This window comes from Pseudomonas corrugata (assembly GCF_001269905.1).
Taxonomy (GTDB): Bacteria; Pseudomonadota; Gammaproteobacteria; order Pseudomonadales; family Pseudomonadaceae; genus Aquipseudomonas; species Aquipseudomonas corrugata.
The window spans coordinates 336,327-359,595 of record NZ_LHVK01000015.1; the positions used below are offsets into that span (position 1 = coordinate 336,327).

Annotated in this window: 26 protein-coding genes; 2 read left to right on the plus strand and 24 right to left on the minus strand. The window is 61.7% G+C overall.

The window, feature by feature from the left end; genetic code table 11:
* Positions 1–324: 324 nt before the first annotated feature.
* The 11 genes from speE to ccmA all read right to left on the minus strand — a co-directional run bounded on the left by speE (position 325) and on the right by ccmA (position 8,777).
* Positions 325–1,200 (minus strand): polyamine aminopropyltransferase, encoded by an 876-nt coding sequence (gene speE, locus AD665_RS21690; RefSeq protein ID WP_024778695.1) that lies wholly within the window; start codon positions 1,198–1,200, stop codon positions 325–327.
* A 189-nt stretch (positions 1,201–1,389) separates the two neighbouring features.
* Positions 1,390–1,797 (minus strand): hypothetical protein, encoded by a 408-nt coding sequence (locus AD665_RS21695; RefSeq protein ID WP_024778694.1) that lies wholly within the window; start codon positions 1,795–1,797, stop codon positions 1,390–1,392.
* A gap of 14 nt (positions 1,798–1,811) precedes the next feature.
* Positions 1,812–3,014, minus strand: a complete 1,203-nt coding sequence (gene ccmI, locus AD665_RS21700) for a c-type cytochrome biogenesis protein CcmI (protein WP_024778693.1) — start codon at positions 3,012–3,014, stop codon at positions 1,812–1,814.
* Entirely contained in the window at positions 3,007–3,480 is a 474-nt protein-coding gene (locus AD665_RS21705) for a cytochrome c-type biogenesis protein (protein ID WP_024778692.1), read from the minus strand. Before AD665_RS21705 ends, ccmI begins: the two co-directional genes overlap by 8 nt.
* Positions 3,477–4,013, minus strand: a complete 537-nt coding sequence (locus AD665_RS21710; RefSeq protein WP_024778691.1) for a DsbE family thiol:disulfide interchange protein — start codon at positions 4,011–4,013, stop codon at positions 3,477–3,479. Before AD665_RS21710 ends, AD665_RS21705 begins: the two co-directional genes overlap by 4 nt.
* Complete coding sequence (locus AD665_RS21715) at positions 4,010–5,998, minus strand: heme lyase CcmF/NrfE family subunit (RefSeq protein ID WP_024778690.1); 1,989 nt, start codon at positions 5,996–5,998, stop codon at positions 4,010–4,012. The genes AD665_RS21710 and AD665_RS21715 overlap by 4 nt, the downstream gene beginning before the upstream one ends.
* Positions 5,999–6,001: 3 nt before the next feature.
* Positions 6,002–6,457 carry a cytochrome c maturation protein CcmE gene (gene ccmE / locus AD665_RS21720; RefSeq protein ID WP_024778689.1) on the minus strand — a complete coding sequence of 152 codons (456 nt, stop codon included), beginning with the start codon at positions 6,455–6,457 and terminating at the stop codon, positions 6,002–6,004.
* Positions 6,454–6,630 carry a heme exporter protein CcmD gene (gene ccmD / locus AD665_RS21725; RefSeq protein WP_024778688.1) on the minus strand — a complete coding sequence of 59 codons (177 nt, stop codon included), beginning with the start codon at positions 6,628–6,630 and terminating at the stop codon, positions 6,454–6,456. The genes ccmE and ccmD overlap by 4 nt, the downstream gene beginning before the upstream one ends.
* Positions 6,627–7,382 (minus strand): heme ABC transporter permease, encoded by a 756-nt coding sequence (locus tag AD665_RS21730; protein ID WP_024778687.1) that lies wholly within the window; start codon positions 7,380–7,382, stop codon positions 6,627–6,629. The genes ccmD and AD665_RS21730 overlap by 4 nt, the downstream gene beginning before the upstream one ends.
* Before the next feature lie 94 nt (positions 7,383–7,476).
* Complete coding sequence (gene ccmB, locus AD665_RS21735) at positions 7,477–8,145, minus strand: heme exporter protein CcmB (RefSeq protein ID WP_024778686.1); 669 nt, start codon at positions 8,143–8,145, stop codon at positions 7,477–7,479.
* Positions 8,142–8,777, minus strand: coding sequence for a cytochrome c biogenesis heme-transporting ATPase CcmA (ccmA, locus tag AD665_RS21740; protein WP_024778685.1), 636 nt, complete (start codon positions 8,775–8,777; stop codon positions 8,142–8,144). The genes ccmB and ccmA overlap by 4 nt, the downstream gene beginning before the upstream one ends.
* Before the next feature lie 198 nt (positions 8,778–8,975).
* Here ccmA and fliK point away from each other — a divergent pair, with 198 nt between their 5' ends.
* Together fliK and AD665_RS21750 are read left to right on the plus strand one after the other, a co-directional pair.
* Complete coding sequence (gene fliK / locus AD665_RS21745; protein WP_024778684.1) at positions 8,976–10,547, plus strand: flagellar hook-length control protein FliK; 1,572 nt, start codon at positions 8,976–8,978, stop codon at positions 10,545–10,547.
* Entirely contained in the window at positions 10,544–10,873 is a 330-nt protein-coding gene (locus tag AD665_RS21750; protein WP_024778683.1) for an EscU/YscU/HrcU family type III secretion system export apparatus switch protein, read from the plus strand. Before fliK ends, AD665_RS21750 begins: the two co-directional genes overlap by 4 nt.
* Before the next feature lie 160 nt (positions 10,874–11,033).
* Here the strand turns inward: AD665_RS21750 and AD665_RS21755 are convergent, their stop codons facing one another.
* The 13 genes from AD665_RS21755 to flhF form a co-directional block, all read right to left on the minus strand.
* Positions 11,034–11,426 (minus strand): DUF2802 domain-containing protein, encoded by a 393-nt coding sequence (locus tag AD665_RS21755; RefSeq protein WP_024778682.1) that lies wholly within the window; start codon positions 11,424–11,426, stop codon positions 11,034–11,036.
* The gene (locus AD665_RS21760; RefSeq protein WP_024778681.1) at positions 11,427–11,912 is read right to left on the minus strand and encodes a chemotaxis protein CheW; all 486 of its coding nucleotides are present in this window, start codon (positions 11,910–11,912) and stop codon (positions 11,427–11,429) included. It lies immediately after the preceding gene.
* Between the two features lie 70 nt (positions 11,913–11,982).
* Complete coding sequence (locus AD665_RS21765; RefSeq protein WP_024778680.1) at positions 11,983–12,855, minus strand: CheW domain-containing protein; 873 nt, start codon at positions 12,853–12,855, stop codon at positions 11,983–11,985.
* An 80-nt stretch (positions 12,856–12,935) separates the two neighbouring features.
* On the minus strand, positions 12,936–13,727 hold the full coding sequence (locus tag AD665_RS21770) for a ParA family protein (protein ID WP_024778679.1): 792 nt from the start codon (positions 13,725–13,727) through the stop codon (positions 12,936–12,938).
* A 49-nt stretch (positions 13,728–13,776) separates the two neighbouring features.
* Positions 13,777–14,661 (minus strand): flagellar motor protein MotD, encoded by an 885-nt coding sequence (gene motD / locus AD665_RS21775; protein WP_024778678.1) that lies wholly within the window; start codon positions 14,659–14,661, stop codon positions 13,777–13,779.
* A gap of 15 nt (positions 14,662–14,676) precedes the next feature.
* Positions 14,677–15,417: a flagellar motor protein gene (locus AD665_RS21780; protein ID WP_024778677.1), complete on the minus strand. Its 741-nt coding sequence runs from the start codon at positions 15,415–15,417 to the stop codon at positions 14,677–14,679.
* The gene (locus AD665_RS21785; protein ID WP_053193671.1) at positions 15,417–16,541 is read right to left on the minus strand and encodes a protein-glutamate methylesterase/protein-glutamine glutaminase; all 1,125 of its coding nucleotides are present in this window, start codon (positions 16,539–16,541) and stop codon (positions 15,417–15,419) included. The genes AD665_RS21780 and AD665_RS21785 overlap by 1 nt, the downstream gene beginning before the upstream one ends.
* 48 nt (positions 16,542–16,589) lie before the next feature.
* Positions 16,590–18,863: a chemotaxis protein CheA gene (locus AD665_RS21790; RefSeq protein ID WP_024778675.1), complete on the minus strand. Its 2,274-nt coding sequence runs from the start codon at positions 18,861–18,863 to the stop codon at positions 16,590–16,592.
* A gap of 24 nt (positions 18,864–18,887) precedes the next feature.
* Positions 18,888–19,676, minus strand: coding sequence for a protein phosphatase CheZ (locus AD665_RS21795; RefSeq protein ID WP_024778674.1), 789 nt, complete (start codon positions 19,674–19,676; stop codon positions 18,888–18,890).
* 18 nt (positions 19,677–19,694) lie between these two features.
* A complete protein-coding gene (locus AD665_RS21800; RefSeq protein ID WP_003183998.1) occupies positions 19,695–20,066 on the minus strand; it encodes a chemotaxis response regulator CheY in 372 nt (123 codons plus the stop codon).
* A 166-nt stretch (positions 20,067–20,232) separates the two neighbouring features.
* Entirely contained in the window at positions 20,233–20,976 is a 744-nt protein-coding gene (gene fliA, locus AD665_RS21805) for an RNA polymerase sigma factor FliA (RefSeq protein ID WP_024778673.1), read from the minus strand.
* A complete protein-coding gene (fleN, locus tag AD665_RS21810) occupies positions 20,973–21,803 on the minus strand; it encodes a flagellar synthesis regulator FleN (RefSeq protein WP_003184001.1) in 831 nt (276 codons plus the stop codon). The genes fliA and fleN overlap by 4 nt, the downstream gene beginning before the upstream one ends.
* Before the next feature lie 115 nt (positions 21,804–21,918).
* The gene (gene flhF, locus AD665_RS21815) at positions 21,919–23,268 is read right to left on the minus strand and encodes a flagellar biosynthesis GTPase FlhF (RefSeq protein ID WP_024778672.1); all 1,350 of its coding nucleotides are present in this window, start codon (positions 23,266–23,268) and stop codon (positions 21,919–21,921) included.
* Position 23,269: the final 1 nt, after the last annotated feature.

A 23,269-nucleotide genomic window follows, 5' to 3' on the forward strand; every position in this document is an offset into this window, starting at 1 on the left:
CCCGGGGTTTGCGCAAGAGCGCAGATGTTGCACGAACGGCTACGGCATTGCCATTAAATAACCGGCGGCAATAAAAGCGCGGGAGATTGTCCGCAAGATTTTGTGAAAATTTTGTTCAATGAATATCTGGAAACACAAAATGCCTGAACCAACCTCAATATCAGGCCGCCCCTATTGTGGCGAGGGGATTTATCCCGGCTGGGCTGCGCAGCAGCCCCATCCCAGAAACCCAATCAGCCTGACACACCAAGTTGCAACTAGTGGGGCTGCTTAGCAGCCCAGCGGGGATAAATCCCCTCGCCACAAAAAGCCCCCTCAGCCAAATCAGTCGTTACTCGGCTTGTTGATCGCCTGCAACACGTACTGCGGCATGGCAAACGCACCGAGATGAATCTCAGGGTTGTAGTAGCGGGTGACGATGCCACTGCCGATGAACCGCTCGTGCAGGGTTTCACGGGAGAGTTTGCGGTATGCGCTATCGGTCGAGCCCCAGGCGAAGGTCATGGCGCCGCCGATGTAGGTCGGCACGGCAGCCTGGTAGAAATGCCAGTCGGCAAACAGGCCTCGTAGTCGGCCGGCGGTGGTCTGCACTTCGCCCAGTTGCATGAATGGCGTGCCGTTCTGAGTCACCAGGATGCCACCGTCGTTCAGGCAGCGGTGGCAAGCCTGGTAGAAGTTTTCCGAGAACAGCACTTCACCCGGGCCGATCGGGTCGGTGGAGTCGGAAATGATGACGTCGAACTTCTCCTGGGTGGTGGAGACGAAACGCATGCCGTCGTCGATCACCAGGTTCAGTCGCGGGTCGTCGTAGGCCCCCTTGGAATGGTTGGGCAGGAACTCCTTGCACATGTCTACCACTGTGCCATCGATTTCCACCATGGTGATGTGCTCGACGCTCAGGTGCTTGGTCACCTCGCGCAACATGCCACCATCACCGCCACCGATGATCAGCACACGCTTGGCCTTGCCGTGAGCGAGGAGAGGCACGTGGGTGAGCATCTCGTGGTAGATGAATTCATCGGCTTCGGTGGTCTGGATCACGCCATCGAGCGCCATCACTCGCCCCATGCGCGGGTTCTCGAAGATCACCAGATGCTGGTGCTCGGTACGCACTTCGTGCAGCAGCTTGTCCATCCGGAAACGTTGGCCGTAGCCTTCGTAGAGGGTTTCCAGGTAGTCGCCGGTCGGGGTGGTCGTCATGGTCAGGTGCTCCGATAGCTCACAAAGGCGCGCATTCTACGACGATGGGGATGACAGGTCGAACCTTGCAGGAGCGATGTAGGAACTGCCGAGCGAAGCGAGGCTGCGATCTGTGCCCAGACAATTGAGTCTCCAGCGAGAAGATCGCAGCCTTCGGCAGCTCCTGCAGGTCAGAGGAGCAAGCACTTTTCAGTGGAACTGGCGCCCCAATCCCCCCGGTACGCCTTCGATAGTAGTGTCTTCCCAAGGCCCGTTCGGACTGACGGAACGGCTCCAGCCGTTGTTCCAACGGTAGTAGGTGCGCTGACGGTAGAAGGTATTGGGCTGGTTATCCAGTACATAGACCCCAAGCTTGGCATCCCAGTGACTGTTGCCCCCAGGCGGCGGGGCGAAACTGGCAGACGTGCGCGGCAGCGGCTTGGCCGGTTTGTTCGGAGTGACCGGTTTGCCTGGTGCGGTGGACGGCACCGGTTTGGTGGTCGGCCCCGAAGGCGGAATGGGTGGCAGCGGTGTCGAGGGCTCCGGCGGACGATGAACCGCACATGCGCTCAAGCCCAGGACGAGCGTCAGCAGAGTGATACGGGCGATGGCGGTCATGGTGCAGGTTCCTGTCATTGGTCCGGACTGTCGATGGTCAGTTGTTGCGGCGCCGTGGTACTGCTCGCCAGCGGTTGGCTGCGGCCGATCCACTCACCGGAAGTCGGCTGCCCGGCTCGGGAAATACGCGCCACCAGTTGGACTTCAGGGAAGTTCGACAGTTTCAGTTGCGGCATCATCGCGTCCGCGTCCCCGAGCTCGACGCTGACAGGCAGGTCGGCGACAGTCAGGCGCTTGGCCGCCAGCGGCGCAGGCGGGCCGGAAACCGCGCGGGCAAAGATGAATACACTGTCACCCGGCTGCACCTTGGCCTTGAGCGCAGGCGCCAGGTCGACACGTACCTTGAGCAGCGCGCCAGTCTTGGCCGCCGGAGCCTGAGTTACCTTGCCGCCGCTGGCTTGCAGCTTCTCGGTGGCGCGGGCAATGCCGCCTTGCAGCGCCTCGCGGGATTTGTCGCCCTCCGGCAGTTGCGCCAGCAGACGCCCCCAGTAATCAATCGCGTCCTGATAACGCTCGCCTTCAAAGGCAGCGATACCCAACAGGCCCAGGCTGGTGACTTCCTTGGGATCAAGCTTCAGGGCCTCGTCGGTCAAGGCCTGGACCTTGTCCGACCACTTCTTGCCATCGGCAAAATACTGCGCCTGGGCCCACTGCCCCAGCAGCTCGGGCTGCCGCCCCGCCACCGCCACGGTACGCTCGAAGATCTTCGCCGCATCCGCTGGCCGATCCTGTGCCATGTAGGTACGCCCCAGGAAATACAAGCCCTCGGCGGAATTCGGCTGTGCCGCCACCGCCCTTTCCAGGCGCCGGGTCATTTCTTCCATCGACTGCGGCGCCTGGGCGAATTCGCGGGTCAGTTCGACCTTGTCGCTCGCGCCGAAATGCAAGTACAGGCCCAGGCCCAGCACCGGCACCAGCACGGCGGCAAGAAACGGCAACGGTTTGCCCATGCGCGATTCGCGCGGCGTCTCGGCGCCCTCGGTATCGGCGAGCAGTTCCCGGGCGGCTTCGGCGCGTCCCGTATCCAGTTGCGCGGCGTTGAGCACGCCCTCCGCCTGCTCGGCCTGCAACTCGGCGACGCGCTCCTGATACAGCGCCACATTGAGCGCGGTACGGTCCTCCTCCCGCTGGGCGCGACGGACGCGCAGCACGGGGATCAACAGAAAACTCAGGGCAATCAGGAGAAGCAGACCTGCGGCGAGCCAGAAATCAATCATGCTTGGTGTTATCCAACAGTTGGTCGAGGCGCTGGCGCTCTTCGACGGAAAGCGTGTCCGGAGCGGCGGTTCGCTGCACCCGGCGGCGGCGCACGATCAGCGCGATGACGACGAAACCGCCGAGCAACAACCCGGCGGGGCCGAACCAGAGCAGCGCGGTCTTGGAGGACAGGGCCGGGTTGTAACGCACGAACTCACCGTAGCGGTCCACCATGAAGTCGATGATCTGCTGGTTGTCCTTGCCCTCGCCGAGCATGCGGAAGATTTCCTTGCGCAGGTCGGCGGCAATCGGGGCGTTGGAGTCGGCAATGTCCTGGTTCTGGCACTTGGGGCAGCGCAGTTCCTTGGTCAGCTCGCGAAACCGCTCGCGTTCGCCTTCGTTGGCGAATTCATAGGTGTCGATGGCGGCATGGGCCACGCCCGCGAGACTCAACCCCAGGACGACGGCGGCTAACCAGCGCTTCATGGTTTGGCCTCGTCCACCAGAGCCTGGTACTTGGCGGCGAGTTTTTCGCGCCACACCTGCTCGTCGATCACACCGACGAACTTGTCACGGATGACGCCCTTGGCGTCGATGAAGAAGGTCTCCGGAGCCCCGTAGACCCCCAGGTTCAGGCCCAGGGAGCCCTCTTCATCACGAATGTCCAGTTGATACGGGTTGTGGAACTCGGCGAGCCATTTCAAGGCATCAACGTTGACGTCCTTGTAATTGACGCCGTAGATCACCACACCTTTCTCGGCCAGCTTATTCAGCACCGGATGCTCGACCCGACAGGAAATGCACCAGGTGCCCCATACGTTGACCAGTGCCGGCTTACCCAGCAGATCGGCGCGGGTCAGCGTCTTGTCGCCCTGCACTGACGGCAGGCTGAACTCCGGGAACGGCTTGCCGATCATCGCCGAGGGTAACTCGGACGGGTCCAGAAAAAGCCCCCGGTACAGAAAGACCGCCACCACCAGGAACAGCGCCAGCGGCAGTACCATCAACCAACGTTTCATGCAGTGGCTCCCGTCACACCCAGGGCTTCACGCACCCGGGTTTTCACCTTGACTCGATAACGCCGATCCAGCGCCGCCAGCGCCCCGCCCAGTCCGGTCAGCAGACCACCGAACCAGATCCAGCGTACGAACGGCTTGACGTGCACCCGCACCGCCCAGGCGCCATCGCCCAGGGATTCGCCCAATGCCACATAGAGATCGCGAGTAAACCCGGCGTCGATTCCGGCCTCGGTCATTACCGATTTCTGTACGGTGTACAGGCGCTTCTCGGGATGCAGCACCGCCACTTCCTGGCCGTCACGAGTGACCCGCACCGTGCCCTTATCGGACGTGAAGTTCGGGCCTTCGAAATGTTTGGCGCCCTCGAAAACAAACTGGTAACCGGCCAGGTCCATGGACTCTCCCGGCGCCAGGCGCAGGTCGCGCTCGGCGCTGTTCTGGCTGGACAGCACCACGCCCAGGGCGCAGACGGCGATGCCCAGGTGGGCGACCTGCATGCCCCAGTAGCTGCGGGTCAGAGTCGGCAGGCCCTTGACCAGGCCTTTGTGACGGGTCTTGTCGAAGATGTCCCGAACTCCGGCCAGCAATACCCAGGCTGCCAGCACGAAGGTCGCCAGCACGGCCCAGTTGAAATCGCCATAAGCGATCCCGGCCACCACCGCCAGGGCGGCGGTGCCCAGCAGCACCGGCGTGAGCATGCCCAGCAGCCATTTGACCGGCGTGTCTTTCCAGCGCACCAGTACACCGACTGCCATCACCACCATCAGGATCGCCATCAGCGGAATGAACAGGGCGTTGAAGTACGGCGGCCCGACCGACAGCTTGGCCCCGGAGAGCGCATCGAGCACCAGCGGGTACAACGTTCCCAGCAGGATCATCGACGCGGCCACCACCAGCACCAGGTTGTTGCCCAGCAGCAGCGTCTCCCTGGACCAGAGGTTGAAGCCAACCTGGCTCTTGACCACTGGCGCCCGCAGGGCGAACAACGTCAGCGAGCCGCCGACCACGAACAGCAGGAACATCAGGATGAACACCCCGCGCTCGGGGTCCGAGGCGAAGGCATGCACCGACGTCAGCACGCCGGAACGCACCAGGAAGGTCCCCAACAGGCTCAGGGAGAATGCGGCGATGGCCAGTAACACGGTCCAGCTCTTGAACACGCCACGCTTTTCCGTGACCGCCAGTGAGTGAATCAGTGCCGTGCCCACCAGCCAAGGCATGAACGAGGCGTTTTCCACCGGATCCCAGAACCACCAGCCGCCCCAGCCCAGTTCGTAGTAGGCCCACCACGAACCGAGGGTGATGCCAATGCCGAGGAAGGCCCAGGCGACGATGGTCCATGGACGCGACCAGCGGGCCCAGGCAGCATCGAGGCGACCGCCCAGCAACGCAGCGATGGCAAAGGCGAACGCCACGGAAAAGCCGACGTAGCCCATATAGAGCATCGGCGGGTGAACGATCAGGCCGATATCCTGCAACAGCGGATTGAGGTCGCGGCCATCCATCGGCATCTGCGGCAGGATCCGTTCGAACGGGTTGGACGTGACGATCAGGAACAGCAGAAAACCGGTGCTGATCATGCCCATTACCGCCAGCACCCGGGCCAGCATCACCTGGGGCAGTTGCCGGGAGAACACCGAGACGGCGAAAGTCCAGCCGGCGAGAATCAGGGCCCAGAGCAGCAGCGAACCTTCATGGGCGCCCCACACCGCACTGAACTTGTAGTACCAGGGCAAGGCGCTGTTGGAGTTGCTCGCGACATAGGCCACGGAAAAATCATCAGTCATGAAGGCGTAGGTCAGGCAACCGAAGGCGAACACCATGAAGGCGAACTGGCCCCATGCCGCCGGCTGGGCCAGGCTCATCCACAGGCGATCGCCGCGCCACGCACCGAGCAGCGGCACCACGGCTTGCACCAGCGCCAGGCACAGCGCCAGGATCATCGCCAGGTGGCCCAACTCGGGAATAAAGATGCCAGTGTTCATCGATCAGCCCTCCTTCACGGGAGCGGGCGCCGACTGACCACTGTCTTTCAGAGCCTTGGTCACTTCCGGCGGCATGTATTTTTCGTCGTGCTTGGCCAGCACTTCGTCGGCCACCACCACGCCATCGGCGTTGAGCTTGCCCAGGGCAACGATGCCCTGTCCTTCACGGAACAGGTCCGGGAGGATGCCGCGATAAGTAATGGTCACGGTCTTGTTGAAGTCGGTGACGTTGAATTTCACGTCCAGCGAATCCCCGGAACGCACCAGCGAGCCCTTCTCCACCATGCCGCCGGCCCGGATGCGGGTGTCCTTGGGCGCTTCGCCATTGGCGATCTGGGTCGGGGTGTAGAACAGATTGATGTTTTGCTGCAGGGCGCTCAAGGCCAGGCCGACCGCAGCACCGACACCCACCAGGATCGCCAGAATGATGACAAGACGTTTTTTGCGCAGCGGATTCACTGACCATTCTCCCGGCGCAGACGACGCGCCTCTTGTTGCAAATACCGCTTGCGGGCCAGGATCGGCACCGCCACGTTGAGGACCAGCACCGCCAGGCAGATGCCATAGGCCGACCAGACATACAGGCCATGATGGCCCATGGCGAGGAAATCGCCGAATGAAGCGAAACTCATCGAGCGGCCTCCAGGCTGTTCTGTACTTCGGCTTTCACCCAACTGGCCCGGGCTTCGCGCTTGAGCACTTCCAGGCGCATGCGCAACAACAGCACCGCGCCGAAGAAACAGTAGAAACCCAGGGCGGTCAGCAGCAGCGGCAGCCACATTTCCACGGGCATCGCCGGTTTTTCCGTGAGGGTGAACGTCGCGCCCTGATGCAGGGTGTTCCACCACTCGACCGAGTATTTGATGATCGGGATGTTGATCACGCCGACAATCGCCAGTACCGCGCAGGCCTTGGCGGCGCTCTCACGATTACTGATGGCGTTGCCCAGCGCAATAAGACCGAAGTACAGGAACAGCAGGATCAGCATCGACGTCAGTCGGGCATCCCAGACCCACCACGAGCCCCAGGTCGGCTTGCCCCAGATGGCGCCGGTGACCAGCGCCACGGCGGTCATCCAGGCGCCGACAGGCGCGGCGCATTGCAAGGCCACGTCGGCCAGCTTCATCTTCCACACCAGCCCGACAACGCCACACACTGCCAGCATCACGTAGATGGACTGGGCAAGCATCGCCGTCGGCACATGGATGTAGATGATGCGAAAGCTGTTGCCCTGTTGATAATCCGGCGGCGCGAACGCCAGGCCCCAGACCACGCCGATGCCAATCAGCAACAGTGCGGCGATGCTCAGCCAGGGCAGCAATTTGCCGCTGATGCCGTAGAACCACTTGGGTGAGCCGAGCTTATGAAACCAGGTCCAGTTCATTGCTGTTTCCATCACGGTTACGGCACGCAGTCACGCGCCGCCGGGTCTGCCTTAACTTCACAGGAAGTGGTCGTTTTTTGACCAGGCCTCATTATTATTCGCCGACGCTGATCTTCAGGCCAGCGGCTATTGCAAAGGGTGTCAAGGTTATCGCCAGGGCGGTCAGGCTCCCCAGCCAGAGCAGATAACCGATCGCCGGCATGCCCTGCAAGGCGGCCTGCAAGGCGCCACTACCGAGGATCAACACCGGGATATACAGCGGCAGGATCAGCAACGCCAGCAACAGGCCGCCGCGCTTCAAGCCCACAGTCAGGGCTGCCCCCACCGCACCGAGCAAACTCAACACCGGTGTGCCCAGCAGCAGCGAGACCAGCAGCACCGGCATGCACGCGGCGGGCAACCCCAGCATCATCGCCAGCAGCGGCGAGAGCAATACCAGCGCCAGGCCGGAAAAAACCCAGTGTGCCAGTACCTTGGCCAAAACCAGAAGGGCCAGGGGGTGCGACGAAAGGACCCACTGTTCCAGGGAACCGTCTTCGAAATCACTGCGGAAAAGCCCGTCCAGCGAGAGCAGGACCGACAAAAGCGCCGCCACCCAGACCAGTCCTGGCGACAAGGTTTGCAACAATTGAGTCTCCGGTCCGACGGCCAACGGGAACAGCGCAATGACGATCGCGAAGAACACCAACGGGTTGGCCAGTTCAGCCGGGCGGCGGAACAACAGGCGCGCTTCGCGGGCAAGCAACAGGCCAAACACACTCATACGGCCCAGTTCCCCAGATCAATACTGCGATAACCGGACGGCATCCGGGCCAGTGTGTGGTGGGTGGTCAGGAGCACCATACCACCGCCCTCGCAATGCCGGGCCAGGTGTTCCTCAAGCTGCGCCACGCCCTGCTTGTCCAAGGCGGTGAACGGTTCGTCGAGAACCCATAGCGGCGGGCTGTCCAGGTACAACCGGGCCAGGGCCACGCGACGTTGCTGACCGGCGGACAAGGTATGGCACGGCACGTCTTCGAAGCCGCGCAATCCCACCATGGCCAACGCCTGCCAGATCGTCTCACGGTCGGCGGGTCGATGCAGCGCACAGAGCCAGCTGAGGTTTTCTTCGGGGGTCAGCAGATCCTTGATCCCGGCGGCGTGGCCAATCCAGAGGAGGTTGCGGGCCAGTTCACTGCGCTGGTCCTGCAAGGGCTGGCCGTTGAGCAGCACCTGGCCGGCGGTCGGCTGCATCAACCCGGCCAGCAGACGCAGCAGGCTGGTCTTGCCACTGCCATTGGGACCACTGACTTGCACCATATCGCCAGGCGAGAGTCTCAATTCGAGATGTTCGAAAAGCAGCCGCAAGTCACGCTCACAAGCGAGGCCGACAGTTTGCAAGAGAGGACTGGTCAAGGGATCGCGGGCCTTATACGGTTTAAGTCGGCGGTGCAGCGGCCGTTAAAGAGATGCAGCATAGATGCATTGATGGCCTGTTCCACAGAGCTGCGTCAAACAATTGCAAGGTTTTCGCCGCTCCCTGAAAGACGGGCGGCATTATACATGCCATGCCCCCAGAGGGCGTTCTCAATTAGTTCCAGGGTAAGACCGCAGATGACAGGCGACATGAACATCCAGCCGCTGCCCCAGCCCACGGTAACAACGCGTACGCCGGCGGTCGGTGGCGAGCTGCTCAAATTGCTGACGCCCGTCGAGGGCCTGATCGCTGCCGGCCAGACGGCCAGTGCGGAGGTGTTGTCGCTCAAGCAGGCGGACCAGACTTTCCAGCTATTGCTCAAGGTCACCCTGGATAGCGGCCGCCAGACCACCGTACAGGCCACCAGCGCCCAGCCGTTGCCACAAGGCACCAGCCTGGCGGTGACCCAGCCATCCGCCAGCAATCTGGCGATTACCGTACAACAGGCCGTTGCCTCCAGCGTTGCGACCCTGACCCGGATCGACACCACGCAGTTGCCGGTCGGCACCTTGCTGCAAGGCAAGGTGATTACCAGCCAGGCGTTGCCCCAGTTGCCTGGACAACCGGCGGTGTATCGGTCGCTGGTGAGCCTGCTCAACACCGCTCAGGCCGGCAGCACCCTGGATATCGACAGCCCCCAGCCGCTGCGTATCGGCATGCTGTTGAGTGCCCAGGTGCAGGACGCCCAGGCCTTGAAGTTCATTGCGCTGAGCAACCGCCAGGAACAACTGGCCGTGAGCCAGCAACTGCTGACCCAGGTTAGTCGCCAGGGTTCGCTGGACAGCCTGATCAGCGCCCTGCAGGAGCTGCCCGCCACGGATGGGACCGGCGTCGAGCTGCGTGCCGCGGTGACGCGCCTGCTCGCCAACCTGCCGGATGTGCAGCAATTGAGCACGCCCAAGGGCCTGGCCCAGGCTTTGGCCGCCAGCGGTGTATTCCTGGAAAGTAAACTGCTGGCCGGACAACCTCCGAGCCTGGCTGCGGACCTCAAGGGTGACCTGCTGAAGTTGATCGCCCAACTGACCACGACCCTGCCCGCTTCCACCAATCTCGGCGCAGTCATTGCCGCCAACACTTTGGCCCAGGCCCTGCCCAGCTTCGTGCGCAACGCCCTGGGCACCCTCGGCCAGGTCAGCGCGAAGCCGCAACCCACCAGCTTCCCCCTGCCTTCGCGCCTGCTGAAGGGCCAGGACGACGAAGGTGACCTGGAACACCTGCTGCGCCTCGCCGCGGCTGCCGTGTCGCGCCTGCAGAGTCACCAACTGTCGAGCCTGGAGCAGACGGGACTGACCGACGACGGGCGGTTGATGAGCACCTGGCAACTGGAGATCCCGATGCGCAACCTGCAAGACATCGTGCCGTTGCAGGTCAAGTTTCAACGGGAGGAAACCCCGCCGCGGGAACAACCCAACGAACGGCGAGAAGATCGCGAGGCCAAGCAGCAGCTCTGGCGGGTCGAGCTGGCATTCGATCTGGAGCCGCTGGGGCCGCTGCAGGTCCAGGCGCAATTGCTCAGCGGCAGCCTGTCGAGCCAGTTATGGGCGGAACGGCCCTACACCGCAGACCTGATCGGACGCAACCTCGCGGCACTGCGCGAGCGTCTGGTGACCTGCGGCGTGAACGTTGCAGATCTGGATTGCCATGTCGGCATCCCGCCCAAAGGCCCCAAGACCCGACTCGAACAACGCTGGGTGGACGAAACCGCATGACAACCCACACCGAACCGCGCCAGGCCATCGCCCTCAAATACGACGGCCACCACGCACCGACCCTGACCGCCAAGGGCGATGAAGCCCTGGCCGAGGAAATCCTGCGGATCGCCCGGGAAAGCGAAGTGCCGATCTATGAGAATGCCGAACTGGTGAAGCTCCTGGCCCGGCTGGAACTGGGGGAGAGTATTCCGCAGGAGTTGTACCTCACCATCGCCGAGATCATCGCGTTTGCCTGGAAACTCAAGGGCAAGTTTCCCAAAGGGTTCGACCCGCATGCACCGAGTGTGGAGAAGGATGTGACGGAGCGCGGGGATGATTACTGATTCCAGGCCACATGGCTACAGCGAAGAAGCCTGTGGGAGCAAAGCTTGCTCGCGATTGGGCACCGCCAGTCGAGAATGCCATTGACTGTCCTACCGCTATCGCGAGCAAGCTTTGCTCCCACAGGTTCCAGGGCGTTTGATCCTTGACTGGAAGCGATCATCAGCCCCTATGCAACTTGCTCATCAACTCCGCCTCGGCCTGGGTCAAGCCGCAGGCCTGGGTCAGCTCGTCGATACTGGCGCCCATGCCCACCAGCCGTGCGGCCTGGGCGAAGGACAGGCTCGAGGGGTCTCGCTGTTCCAACTGGGCCAGTTTGTCCGGCAACGGGCCGACCACGGCACGCAGCTCATGGATGGCTTCACCCATGCGCACGGTACCGTTCTGGTAATCGTCGACACGCTTGGCCAGGTCCTTGATGCGCTGATCACGCAGCGCATCGCCTTGGGCCTGCTGAGCGGCGATCTGCCGCTGGGCTCGTATATACGCCAGGAACATCGCCAGCGTGCCTGCCCAGAAAAGGAACAGGACAATGACTGCTACCTCAAGAATCAATCAGATACTCTCCAGTTCCGACCACTCTTCTTCGCTCATCATTTTTTCCAGCTCGACCAGGATCAGCAACTCGTTGTTCTTGTTGCAGACGCCCTGGATGAACTTGGCCGATTCTTCGTTACCGACGTTAGGCGCGGTTTCGATTTCCGACTGACGCAAGTAAACCACTTCAGCAACGCTGTCGACCAGGATACCGACCACCTGCTTGTCGGCCTCGATGATGACGATACGAGTGTTGTCGTTGACCTCGGTGGAGTTCAGGCCAAAACGCTGGCGGGTATCGATCACCGTGACCACGTTGCCACGCAGGTTGATGATACCCAGCACGTAGCTTGGCGCACCCGGAACCGGAGCGATCTCGGTATAGCGCAGCACTTCCTGCACGCGCATTACGTTGATGCCGTAGGTTTCGTTATCGAGTTTGAAGGTGACCCATTGCAGGATCGGATCTTCGGAACCCTTGAGAGACGACGCCTTATCATTCATACCCTGACCCCTCGAAAAACCGCCTGTGGCGGTATGTTCTGCGCCGTGACGCTGTGCGCCACCGACTGTGTTATTTCGGTTTCTGGACCGGCTTGGTGCCGCCCAGGTGTTTTGCCCCGCCACTGGCGATCAGCTCGGCCAGCTCGGAAACGTCCAGCAAGGCGCACATGTGCTCTATCACCGTACCCGCCAGCCATGGCCGTTGACCTCGATGACTGCGCCACTTGATCTCGTTCGGGTCCAGGCGCAGCGAACGGCTGACCTGGTGCACCGCCAATCCCCACTCGTAACCCTGTACCGAAATCACGTATTGCAGGCCCTGGCGAAAATCATCGCGATAACGGTCCGGCATCACCCAGCGCGCGGTATCCAGTACCTTCAGGTTGCCGGCCTGGCTCGGCAGGATCCCAAGGAACCAATCCGGCTGGCCAAACAGCGGCGTCAATTCATGCCCGGCCAGGGAGTAAATCGACCCCAGGCACACCAGTGGCACCGCCAGGGTCAACCCGGCCACATCGAACAGCAGGCACTCGAACGGCTCCGCGGCCCAGGCCGGACGGTCGTCAGTCTCAACCGGCGGTGGCGTGTTGCTCGGTGGCAGATGGACTTCCACCACCGGCGTCACCAGCCCCTGCAACAACGGTGCAACGGTGGAAACCGCCGCCAGCACTGGCGCCGGTGCCTCCATGACTTTCACCGCTGGCCTGGCGAACGGTGCCTCCACCGCTGCGGCAATCACTGACTTGCGTGCATCACGGGCCTGCTCCTCAAGCACCGCCGCCTGAAACTCATCCAGCACCCCTTCGGCTTCGACCGGCGCGGGCAAAGCCTCGGGCACGATCGGTTCCGGTGGCAATTCTTCGGTCGCTTCCTGCAACAGCCCGTCCAGGTAGGACTGCAAGGCCATTTGCGGACGCGAGGTTGTCTTGATCGGGCGGCTCATGAAAACAGTGCGCCGCATATGAACGTTATCGGCATGGGTGCCATCAGACTTGAGCCTGCAGAGCGTTTAGACGTGTTCAATCAGGCCACCTGCTGAGGAACAAGCTGCTGGGCCAGCAGGTGCTTGAGCAAGGCCCGGTAGGCCAGTACGCCACGGCTTTTGCCATCGAACTGGGAAGGGGTCACACCGGCGCGGCTGGCATCGCGCAAGCGCGTGTCGACCGGGATGTAGCCTTGCCAGATTTCATCCGGGTACATATCCCGCAAAACGCGCAGGGTGCCCATGGACGCCTGGGTACGGCGGTCGAACAGGGTCGGCACGATATTGAACGGCAGCGACTGTTTGCGTGAGCGGTTGACCATCGCCAAGGTATTGACCATCCGCTCCAGCCCCTTGACCGCCAGGTGCTCGGTCTGCACCGGGATCACCAGTTGCTGGCTGGCCGCCAAGGCGTTGACCATCAGCAAACCCAGCAGGGGCGGACTGTCGATGATCGCGTAATCGAAATCCTGCCACAGTTGCGCCAGACTCTTGGCGATCACCAGTCCCAAGCCGCCCTGCCCCGGCGACTGCCGCTCCAGGGTGGCCAGCGCCGTACTCGAAGGCAACAGCGAAATCCGCTCGTCGCTCGTGGACAGCAACAATTGCCCCGGCAAGCCCTCAGGCACATTGCCCCTGTGCAGGAACAGGTCGTAGTTGCTGTGCTCCAGGCTATCGGGATCGTAGCCAAAATAGCTGGTCATCGAGCCATGGGGGTCCAGATCGACAATGACCACACGCTTGCCCGCCTCTGCCAGTAATCCGGCTAAAGCGATGGAAGAAGTGGTCTTACCCACTCCACCTTTTTGATTGGCAACTGCCCAGACTCTCATTCGGATCGTTCCTCCCGACCGAAACGGGCTCGGCCGAGAAATAGCTCGGTTATAAAGCGGGTGACGGAGAATTGACGGCACTCTGTCTTCCCGGTGTCTTGACCGGGGTTGGTGCAGTTTGTGTGCCAGCCCGCTTCAATGCGGCGTCCGGCGTTGCGTTGGCCGTGCCGGTACCGGTCAGGCTACGGCGTACATCAAGGTTGCGTGACACCACCAACACCACGCGCCGATTTTTTGCTCGCCCTTCGACGGTGGCGTTGTTGGCCACCGGCTGGAACTCGCCATACCCCACCGATGCCAGGCGACCGGGGTTCACACCCTGCATGGCAAGCATGCGGACGATGCTCGCCGAACGCGCCGAAGACAGCTCCCAGTTGGTCGGATATTGCGCGGTGCGGATCGGCTGGTCATCCGTGAACCCCTCCACATGGATCGGGTTGTCGAACGGCTTCAGGATCGCCGCCACCTTGTCGATGATGTTGAACGCCATGTCGCTGGGCATGGCGTCGCCGCTGCCGAACAAGAGGCTGGAGTTGAGTTCGATTTCCACCCACAACTCGTTGCCGCGAACGGTCATCTGGTTGGATCTGATCAGGTCGCCGAATGCCGCACTGATGTCGTCGGCGATGCTTTTCAATGGGTCGCTGCCACCGGCAATGCCGGCATCGACCTGCTCGGAGTCACGGACCAGCGGCTTGGCCGGCGTGGTCGTCTTGGGCCGTTCGTCGCCAATGGGAATCGGCTTGAGGGCGCGGTCCGAGTCGGTAAAGACGCCGATCAATGCCTCGGAAATGACCTTGTACTTGCCCTCGTTGACCGAGGAGATCGAGTACATGACCACAAAAAAGGCGAACAGCAATGTGATGAAGTCGGCGTAGGACACCAGCCAACGTTCATGATTGACGTGCTCTTCATGATGCCTGCGACGCGCCATGGTCCATTACTCCCATTAATCCATGAAGCCTTGGAGCTTCAATTCAATGGAGCGCGGGTTTTCACCTTCGGCGATCGACAGAATTCCTTCCAGCAACATTTCGCGATAACGCGACTGGCGCAAGGCAATTGATTTGAGTTTGGCGGCAATCGGCAGCAGCACCAGGTTGGCACTGGCCACACCGTAGATGGTGGCAACGAACGCCACGGCGATACCGCTACCCAGTTGCGAGGGATCGGCCAGGTTGCCCATCACGTGGATCAGGCCCATCACCGCACCGATGATGCCGATGGTAGGCGCATAACCACCCATGCTTTCGAAAACCTTGGCCGCTTCGATATCGCGGCTTTCCTGGGTGTAGAAATCCACTTCCAGGATGCTGCGAATGGCTTCCGGCTCGGCGCCGTCCACCAGCAACTGCAGGCCTTTTCGCGAGTAGTTGTCAGGTTCGGCATCGGCCACGCCTTCCAGGCCGAGCAGGCCTTCCTTGCGGGCAGTCAGGCTCCAGTTCACGACGCGGTCAATACCGCCGGCCAAGTCGACCCGCGGAGGAAACAGAATCCAGACCAGCACCTGTATGGCGCGCTTGAACGCACTCATGGGCGATTGCAACAATGCAGCGCCAATGGTGCCACCGAGCACGATCAATGCGGCAGGGCCGTTGGCCAGGGCGCCGAGATGACCGCCTTCCAGATAGTTGCCACCAATGATGGCAACGAACGCCATGATGATGCCGATCAGGCTGAGGACATCCATTACAGGCACGCCTCGACCAGGTACCTACCGATGTCGTCCAGCCCGTACACCGCGTCGGCCAGGTCCGCTTTGACAATCGCCATCGGCATGCCATAGATCACGCAACTGGCTTCGTCCTGGGCCCAGATCGCACTGCCGCCCTGCTTGAGCAGGCGTGCGCCTTCGCGACCATCGGCGCCCATGCCGGTCAGCACCACCGCCAGAACCTTGTCACCGTATGATTTGGCTGCGGAACCGAAGGTAATGTCCACACATGGCTTGTAGTTCAGGCGCTCGTCACCCGGCAGGATCTTCACCGCGCCGCGCCCGTCAACCATCATCTGCTTGCCACCTGGAGCCAGCAACGCAAGGCCAGGGCGCAGGATATCGCCGTCCTCGGCTTCCTTTACGCTGATGCGGCACAACTTGTCCAGGCGCTCGGCGAACGCCTTGGTAAAGGCCGCTGGCATGTGCTGGATCAACACGAGGGGGGCCGGGAAGTTGGCCGGCAACTGGGTCAGGACCCGTTGCAACGCCACCGGACCACCGGTGGAAGTGCCGATGGCGACCAGTTTGTAGGCCTTGCGCTTGGGGGCCGGCGACGATGCACTGGCCGGGGCCGGGCGTGCGGGCGCAGGGGTCGGGGTACTGCGAACCGGGGGCGGATTGAAGCTACCCGACGACGGTGCAGGACTCGGTGCAGCCACAGGCGCGGGAGCCGGTGGGGTGTAGGCACTCACACGGCGGTTGCTGCGGGAAATGCTGTGGACCTTCTCGCACAGCAACTGCCGAACCTTGTCGGGATTGCGCGAGATGTCCTCGAAGTTCTTCGGCAGGAAATCCACCGCACCGGCGTCCAGCGCGTCGAGGGTGACACGGGCGCCTTCGTGGGTCAGGGACGAGAACATCAATACCGGAGTCGGACAGCGCTGCATGATATGCCGCACTGCGGTGATGCCGTCCATCATTGGCATCTCATAGTCCATGGTGATCACGTCCGGCTTGAGTGCCAGTGCCTGATCGATTGCCTCTTTGCCATTGGTCGCGGTACCGACGACCTGAATCGTCGTGTCCGCCGAGAGAATTTCCGAGACGCGGCGGCGGAAGAACCCCGAATCGTCCACCACCAGGACTTTAACTACCATAAACACTCCGTTAGACGAGGCGCGGCGCTGGGCCGCCCCCCTCCAGAATCAAATACGCCGCGCGGCGTAACGCTTGAGCATGCTCGGCACATCGAGGATCAGCGCAATGCGACCGTCGCCGGTGATGGTAGCGCCGGACATGCCCGGGGTGCCTTGGAGCATCTTGCCCAATGGCTTGATAACCACTTCTTCCTGGCCCACGAGCTGGTCAACGACGAAGCCGATCCGCTGGGTGCCCACCGAAAGGATTACCACATGGCCTTCGCCCTGCTCCACATGCGCCGCGGAGCTGATCAGCCAGCGCTTGAGGTAGAACAGCGGCAGCGCCTTGTCTCGCACGATTACCACTTCCTGGCCGTCCACCACGTTGGTGCGCGACAGATCAAGGTGGAAAATCTCGTTGACGTTGACCAGAGGGAAAGCAAACGCCTGGTTGCCCAGCATCACCATCAGGGTCGGCATGATCGCCAGGGTCAACGGGACCTTGATGAGGATCTTCGAGCCAGAACCTTTGACCGAGTGGATGTTGATCGAACCGTTGAGCTGGGAGATCTTGGTTTTCACCACGTCCATCCCCACGCCACGACCCGACACGTCGGAAATTTCGGTCTTGGTCGAGAAGCCGGGGGCGAAGATCAGGTTGTAGCACTCTGTGTCGCTCAGGCGGTCGGCGGCGTCCTTGTCCATCACGCCGCGTTTGACGGCGATGGCACGCAGCACCTCGGGATCCATGCCTTTGCCGTCGTCGGAGATCGACAGCAGGATGTGGTCGCCCTCCTGCTCGGCGGCCAGGATCACCTTACCGCTACGGACCTTGCCCGCGGCTTCACGTTCTTCCGGTGATTCAATGCCATGGTCGACCGCGTTGCGCACCAAGTGGACCAGCGGGTCGGCCAAGGCCTCGACGAGGTTCTTGTCGAGGTCGGTTTCTTCACCCACCAGTTCCAGATTGATTTCTTTCTTGAGCTGGCGAGCCAGGTCACGTACCAGACGCGGGAAGCGTCCGAAGACTTTCTTGATCGGCTGCATCCGGGTCTTCATGACGGCGGTCTGCAGATCGGCCGTGACCACGTCGAGGTTCGACACGGCCTTGGACATGGCTTCGTCCTGGCTGTTGAGGCCCAGGCGCACCAGGCGGTTACGCACCAGCACCAGTTCGCCGACCATGTTCATGATCTCGTCCAGACGCGCGGTATCGACCCGAACGGTGGTCTCGGCTTCGCTGGTTGGTTTGTCTGCCGGTGCAGACGCGGCCGGTGCACGGGCAGGCGCAGCTGCGGCAGCAGGCTTGGGTGCGGGAGCCGGTGCCGGCGTCTCGGCCTTGGGTTCCGGTGCCTTGGCAGCAGGTTTTGGCGCCGCCTTGGTTGCCGGAGCGGCAGTTGGCGCGGCAGAGGCCGTGCCGACTTCGCTGAACTTGCCTTTGCCGTGCAAATCGTCGAGCAGCGATTCGAATTCCTGATCGGTGATCAGGTCGCTGCCGGCCGCTGCGGCGGCAGGCTTGTTCGGAGCCGGCGAGGAGGCAATGGCCGACTCCAGGGCATCAACGGCAAAAGTACCCTTGCCATGCAACTGATCGAGCAAGGCTTCGAATTCATCGTCGGTGATGTCGGAGCTGTCGCCCGCGGGTTTCGGCGCGGCAGGGGCTGTCGTCGGGACAACCGCATCGACGGCGAACTGGCCTTTGCCGTGCAGTTGATCGAGCAGCGACTCGAACTCCGCATCCGTGATCTCATCGCTGGCCACGCCGCTATCGGCGGGCGCAGCAGCGACAGGAGCCTGGGCCTGGGCCTGGGCTTCGGCCTTGACGGCACTCAGGGAGTCCAGCAACTGTTCAAATTCGTTATCGGTAATATCGCCCGATTCCTCGGCGACTGGCTCCTCGGCGACGGGTTCTTCAACCGCGGTCTCGACCGGAGCGACTTCGTCAGCCGATTGCGGCTCGGCCAGGCGCGACAGCGCAGCGAGTAACTCAGGGGTGGCGGCGGTGATCGGTGAACGGTCACGCACCTCGCTGAACATGCTGTTGACCGCGTCCAGCGCTTCGAGCACCACGTCCATCAATTCCGAATCCACGCGACGCTCACCCTTGCGCAGGATGTCGAACACGTTCTCGGCAATGTGGCAGCACTCCACCAGCTCGTTGAGCTGAAGGAAGCCGGCGCCTCCTTTTACAGTGTGGAAACCGCGAAAGATTGCATTAAGCAAATCCGCATCATCCGGTCGGCTTTCCAGCTCGACCAATTGCTCGGACAGTTGCTCTAGAATCTCGCCGGCCTCAACCAGGAAATCCTGAAGGATCTCTTCATCGGCGCCGAAGCTCATTAATGGGGTGCTCCTAAAACAGGGCTAAAATCCAAGGCTGGACAGCAAATCGTCCACATCGTCCTGACCGGACATAACGTCTTCTCTTTTATCGGCATGAATTTGCGGACCTTCACCCTGAGAGAGATGTTTTTGTGGATCTTTTTCAGCAAGCATCGCTTCACGGTCGTGTTCGATGCCCGCAAAGCGGTCGACCTGGCTGGCCATCAACACCAGTTTGAGCAGATTGCTTTCGACTTCGGTGACCAATTGGGTGACGCGCTTGATCACCTGGCCGGTCAGGTCCTGATAGTCCTGAGCCAGCAGAATATCGTTGAGGTTGCTCGCGACCGCGCGGTTATCGGCGCTGCTGCGTGTCAGAAAACCGTCGACCCGACGTGCCAGCTCCCGGAATTCTTCCGCGCCTACTTCACGACGCATGAAACGGCCCCAGTCGACGCTCAAGGCCTGGGCTTCATCGCCAAGACCGTTGACCAGAGGCGTGGCACTTTCCACCAGGTCCATGGTGCGGTTGGCGGCAGCCTCGGTCAGTTTGACTACGTAGGACAGTCGCTCGGTCGCGTCAGTGATCTGCGAGACCTCCTCGGCCTGGGGCATGTTCGGATCGATCTGGAAGTTGACGATCGCGCTGTGCAGTTCACGGGTGAGCTTGCCGACTTCCTGGTACAGACCACGATCCCGGGTCTGATTGAGCTCGTGGATCATTTGGACAGCATCGCCGAAACGACCTTTTTCAAGGCTGTCGACCAGTTCGCGGGCATGTTTTTTCAGGGTCGATTCGAAATCGCCCATTGAAGCTTCATTATTCTCCATAGCTCCCCCGTGGCGCCGTTAACCGATGCGTTCGAAGATTTTTTCGATCTTCTCTTTCAACGCCTGGGCCGTGAAGGGTTTGACCACATAGCCGTTCACACCGGCTTGGGCCGCTTCGATGATCTGCTCGCGCTTGGCTTCGGCGGTGACCATCAGCACCGGCAGGTGCTTGAGTTTTTCATCAGCGCGCACATGGCGCAGCAAGTCGATACCGGTCATGCCGGGCATGTTCCAGTCAGTCACCAGAAAGTCGATGCTCCCGCTGTTGAGAACCGGGATGGCAGTGGTGCCATCGTCAGCCTCGACCGTGTTGGTGAACCCAAGGTCACGCAACAGGTTTTTTATGATCCGCCGCATCGTTGAAAAGTCATCAACGATGAGGATTTTCATGTTCTTGTCCAATTCGACCTCCAAGCAGTCTTAAACGCGTGCAGCACCTGAACGCGCCATTTCAATCAATCCGGTACAGCATTCGACAACGGTGCGGGACACAACGGATCGAGACTGCGCAACGCGTGCCACGCAAACCCTGTTCGCAACCTCCCCGCACCGACTGTCAGCGCGCTCGCCACTCCCCCAAACGCCCCCGCAAACGGGCGGCGCACTGGCTGTGTAACTGACTGACCCGCGATTCGCTGACCCCCAGGACTTCACCGATTTCCTTGAGGTTCAGCTCTTCGTCGTAGTACAGCGCCAAGACCAGTCGCTCACGCTCCGGCAAATTGGCAATCGCATCGGCCAGCGCGCTCTGGAAACGTTCGTCTTCCAGGTCACGCGCAGGCTCCATGTGAGTACTCGCGCCATCCTCGTGCAGCCCTTCATGATCGCCGTCCTGCAACAGGTCGTCGAAACTGAACAGGCGGCTGCCCAAGGTATCGTTCAAAATCCCGTAATAATCATCGAGACTCAACTGGAGTTCGGCCGCAACTTCGTGATCTTTAGCGTCTCGTCCGGTTTTCGCTTCAATAGCGCGAATGGCGTCACTGACCATGCGGGTATTGCGGTGCACCGAACGGGGTGCCCAGTCGCCCTTGCGGACTTCGTCGAGCATCGCGCCGCGAATGCGGATGCCTGCGTATGTCTCGAAACTGGCACCCTTGCTCGCGTCGTATTTGTTCGCCACTTCGAGCAAGCCGATCATGCCCGCCTGGATCAGGTCTTCGACCTGGACACTGGCCGGCAACCGCGCCAGCAAGTGATAGGCAATGCGCTTGACCAGGGGCGCGTAACGCTCGATCAACTCGTATTGGGCGTCCCGTGCCGATTTTTTGTAGAGGTGGTTGTAACCGCTGGCTGTCATAACACGGGCCCTGCTGTTTGTTGCACGAGACGCTCGACGAAAAATTCCAGATGCCCGCGCGGATTGGCCGGCAGTGGCCAGGTATCCACCTTCTGGGCGATAGCCTTGAACGCAAGCGCGCATTTGGAACGGGGAAAAGCTTCATAGACGGCACGTTGCTTCTGGACGGCCTTGCGAACGCTCTCGTCGTACGGCACGGCGCCGACGTACTGCAGGGCAACGTCCAGGAAGCGATCGGTGACCTTGGTCAGCTTGGCAAACAGGTTGCGCCCTTCCTGGGGGCTCTGGGCCATATTGGCCAGGACGCGGAAGCGGTTCATGCCGTAGTCGCGGTTCAATAGCTTGATCAGGGCATAGGCGTCGGTGATGGAGGTGGGTTCGTCGCAGACCACCAGCAGCACTTCCTGGGCGGCGCGCACGAAGCTGACGACCGAATCACCGATACCCGCCGCCGTGTCAATCACCAGCACATCGAGGTTGTCGCCGATGTCGCTGAATGCCTGGATCAGGCCAGCGTGCTGGGCCGGGGTCAGATGAACCATGCTCTGGGTGCCGGAAGCCGCCGGCACGATGCGAATCCCGCCCGGCCCCTGCAACAGTACGTCGCGCAGCTCGCACCGGCCTTCGATGACGTCCGCCAGCGTGCGTTTGGGAGTGAGCCCCAGCAGCACGTCGACGTTCGCCAGGCCCAGGTCGGCGTCCAGCAGCATGACCCGTCGGCCAAGCTCTGCCAGAGCCAGGGACAAGTTCACTGACACGTTAGTCTTGCCGACGCCACCTTTGCCGCCGGTCACCGCGATCACCTGTACGGGATGCATGCTGCCCATGTTCGTTCTTTACCTGTCTTACTTAGACGGAGGCCACATTACTGGCTGCGCGTTCACATACGGAACATTGCCTGGCAGACCATCGATGTAGGTACAAAAAATATTCATGATTACCTCAGCCAACCTGCTTGGTCGGGCTGTGGTAGATATCAGCGAACATATCAGCCATGGCTTCTTCGCTGGGTTCGTCCTGCATTTGCACACTCACGGCACGGCTGACCAGTTGGTGGCGACGCGGCAGATGCAAATCATCCGGGATCCGCGGTCCATCAGTCAGGTACGCCACCGGCAGATCGTGACCGATCGCCAGGCTCAATACCTCGCCCAGGCTTGCCGTTTCGTCCAGCTTGGTCAGGATGCAACCGGCCAATCCGCAGCGTTTGTAGCTGTGGTAGGCGGCGGTTAGAACCTGTTTCTGGCTGGTGGTTGCCAACACGAGATAATTTTTTGACTTGATGCCGCGCCCGGCCAGGCTTTCAAGCTGCATGCGCAGAGCCGGATCGCTGGCTTGCAAGCCTGCGGTATCGATCAGCACGACGCGCTTGCGCAAGAGAGGTTCGAGCGCCTGGGCCAGGGATTGACCCGGATCCACATGGGTCACCGACACGTTGAGAATCCGGCCCAGGGTCTTGAGCTGTTCCTGGGCGCCGATACGGAAGCTGTCCATGCTGACCAGGGCAATGCTCTGGGCACCGTACTTGAGTACATAACGGGCGGCGAGCTTGGCCAAGGTAGTGGTCTTGCCCATGCCGGCCGGGCCGACCATGGCAATCACCCCGCCCTCTTCCAGCGGCTCGACTTCCGGCGTGGCGATCATGCGCGCCAGATGCGCCAGCAGCATGCGCCAGGCCTGGCGAGGTTCATGGATATCGTTGATCAGCGCCAACAGGTCGCGGGCCAGCGGGCCGGACAGGCCGATGCGTTGCAGGCGGCGCCACAGGTTGGCCTGGGCTGGACGACTGCCTTGCAGTTGGTTCCAGGCCAGGGAGCCGAGCTGGACTTCCATCAGCTCGCGCAGGCTGTTGAGTTCGAAACGCATCGAGTCCAGCGCACGCGGATCGACACCAGGCGCCGCTGCGGCCGGGGCAGGCGCAGGGCGACGCGGCTCGGCCGGGGTCGGCTCGATCAGCGGTTCGGCAGCGGTCAGCGGCAGGCCTGCGGTCAACGGCTGACCGGCAAACAATTGACGATTGGTACCCGCGACAGCCTCGCCTTCGCTGCTGCGCAGGCTCAATTCGGCCTGGGCGCTGGCGATTCGCGACTGGGTCTTGCGCAGCTCATCCTCAAGCTCCATGTTCGGAACCCGCGGGGCCAGCGCAGACAGCTTATAGTCCAGAGCAGCCGTCAGCTCGACACCGCCGGCGATCCGGCGGTTGCCGATGATGGCTGCTTCGGCGCCCAGTTCGTCACGAACCAGCTTCATGGCCTGACGCATATCGGCGGCGAAAAAACGCTTCACTTGCATA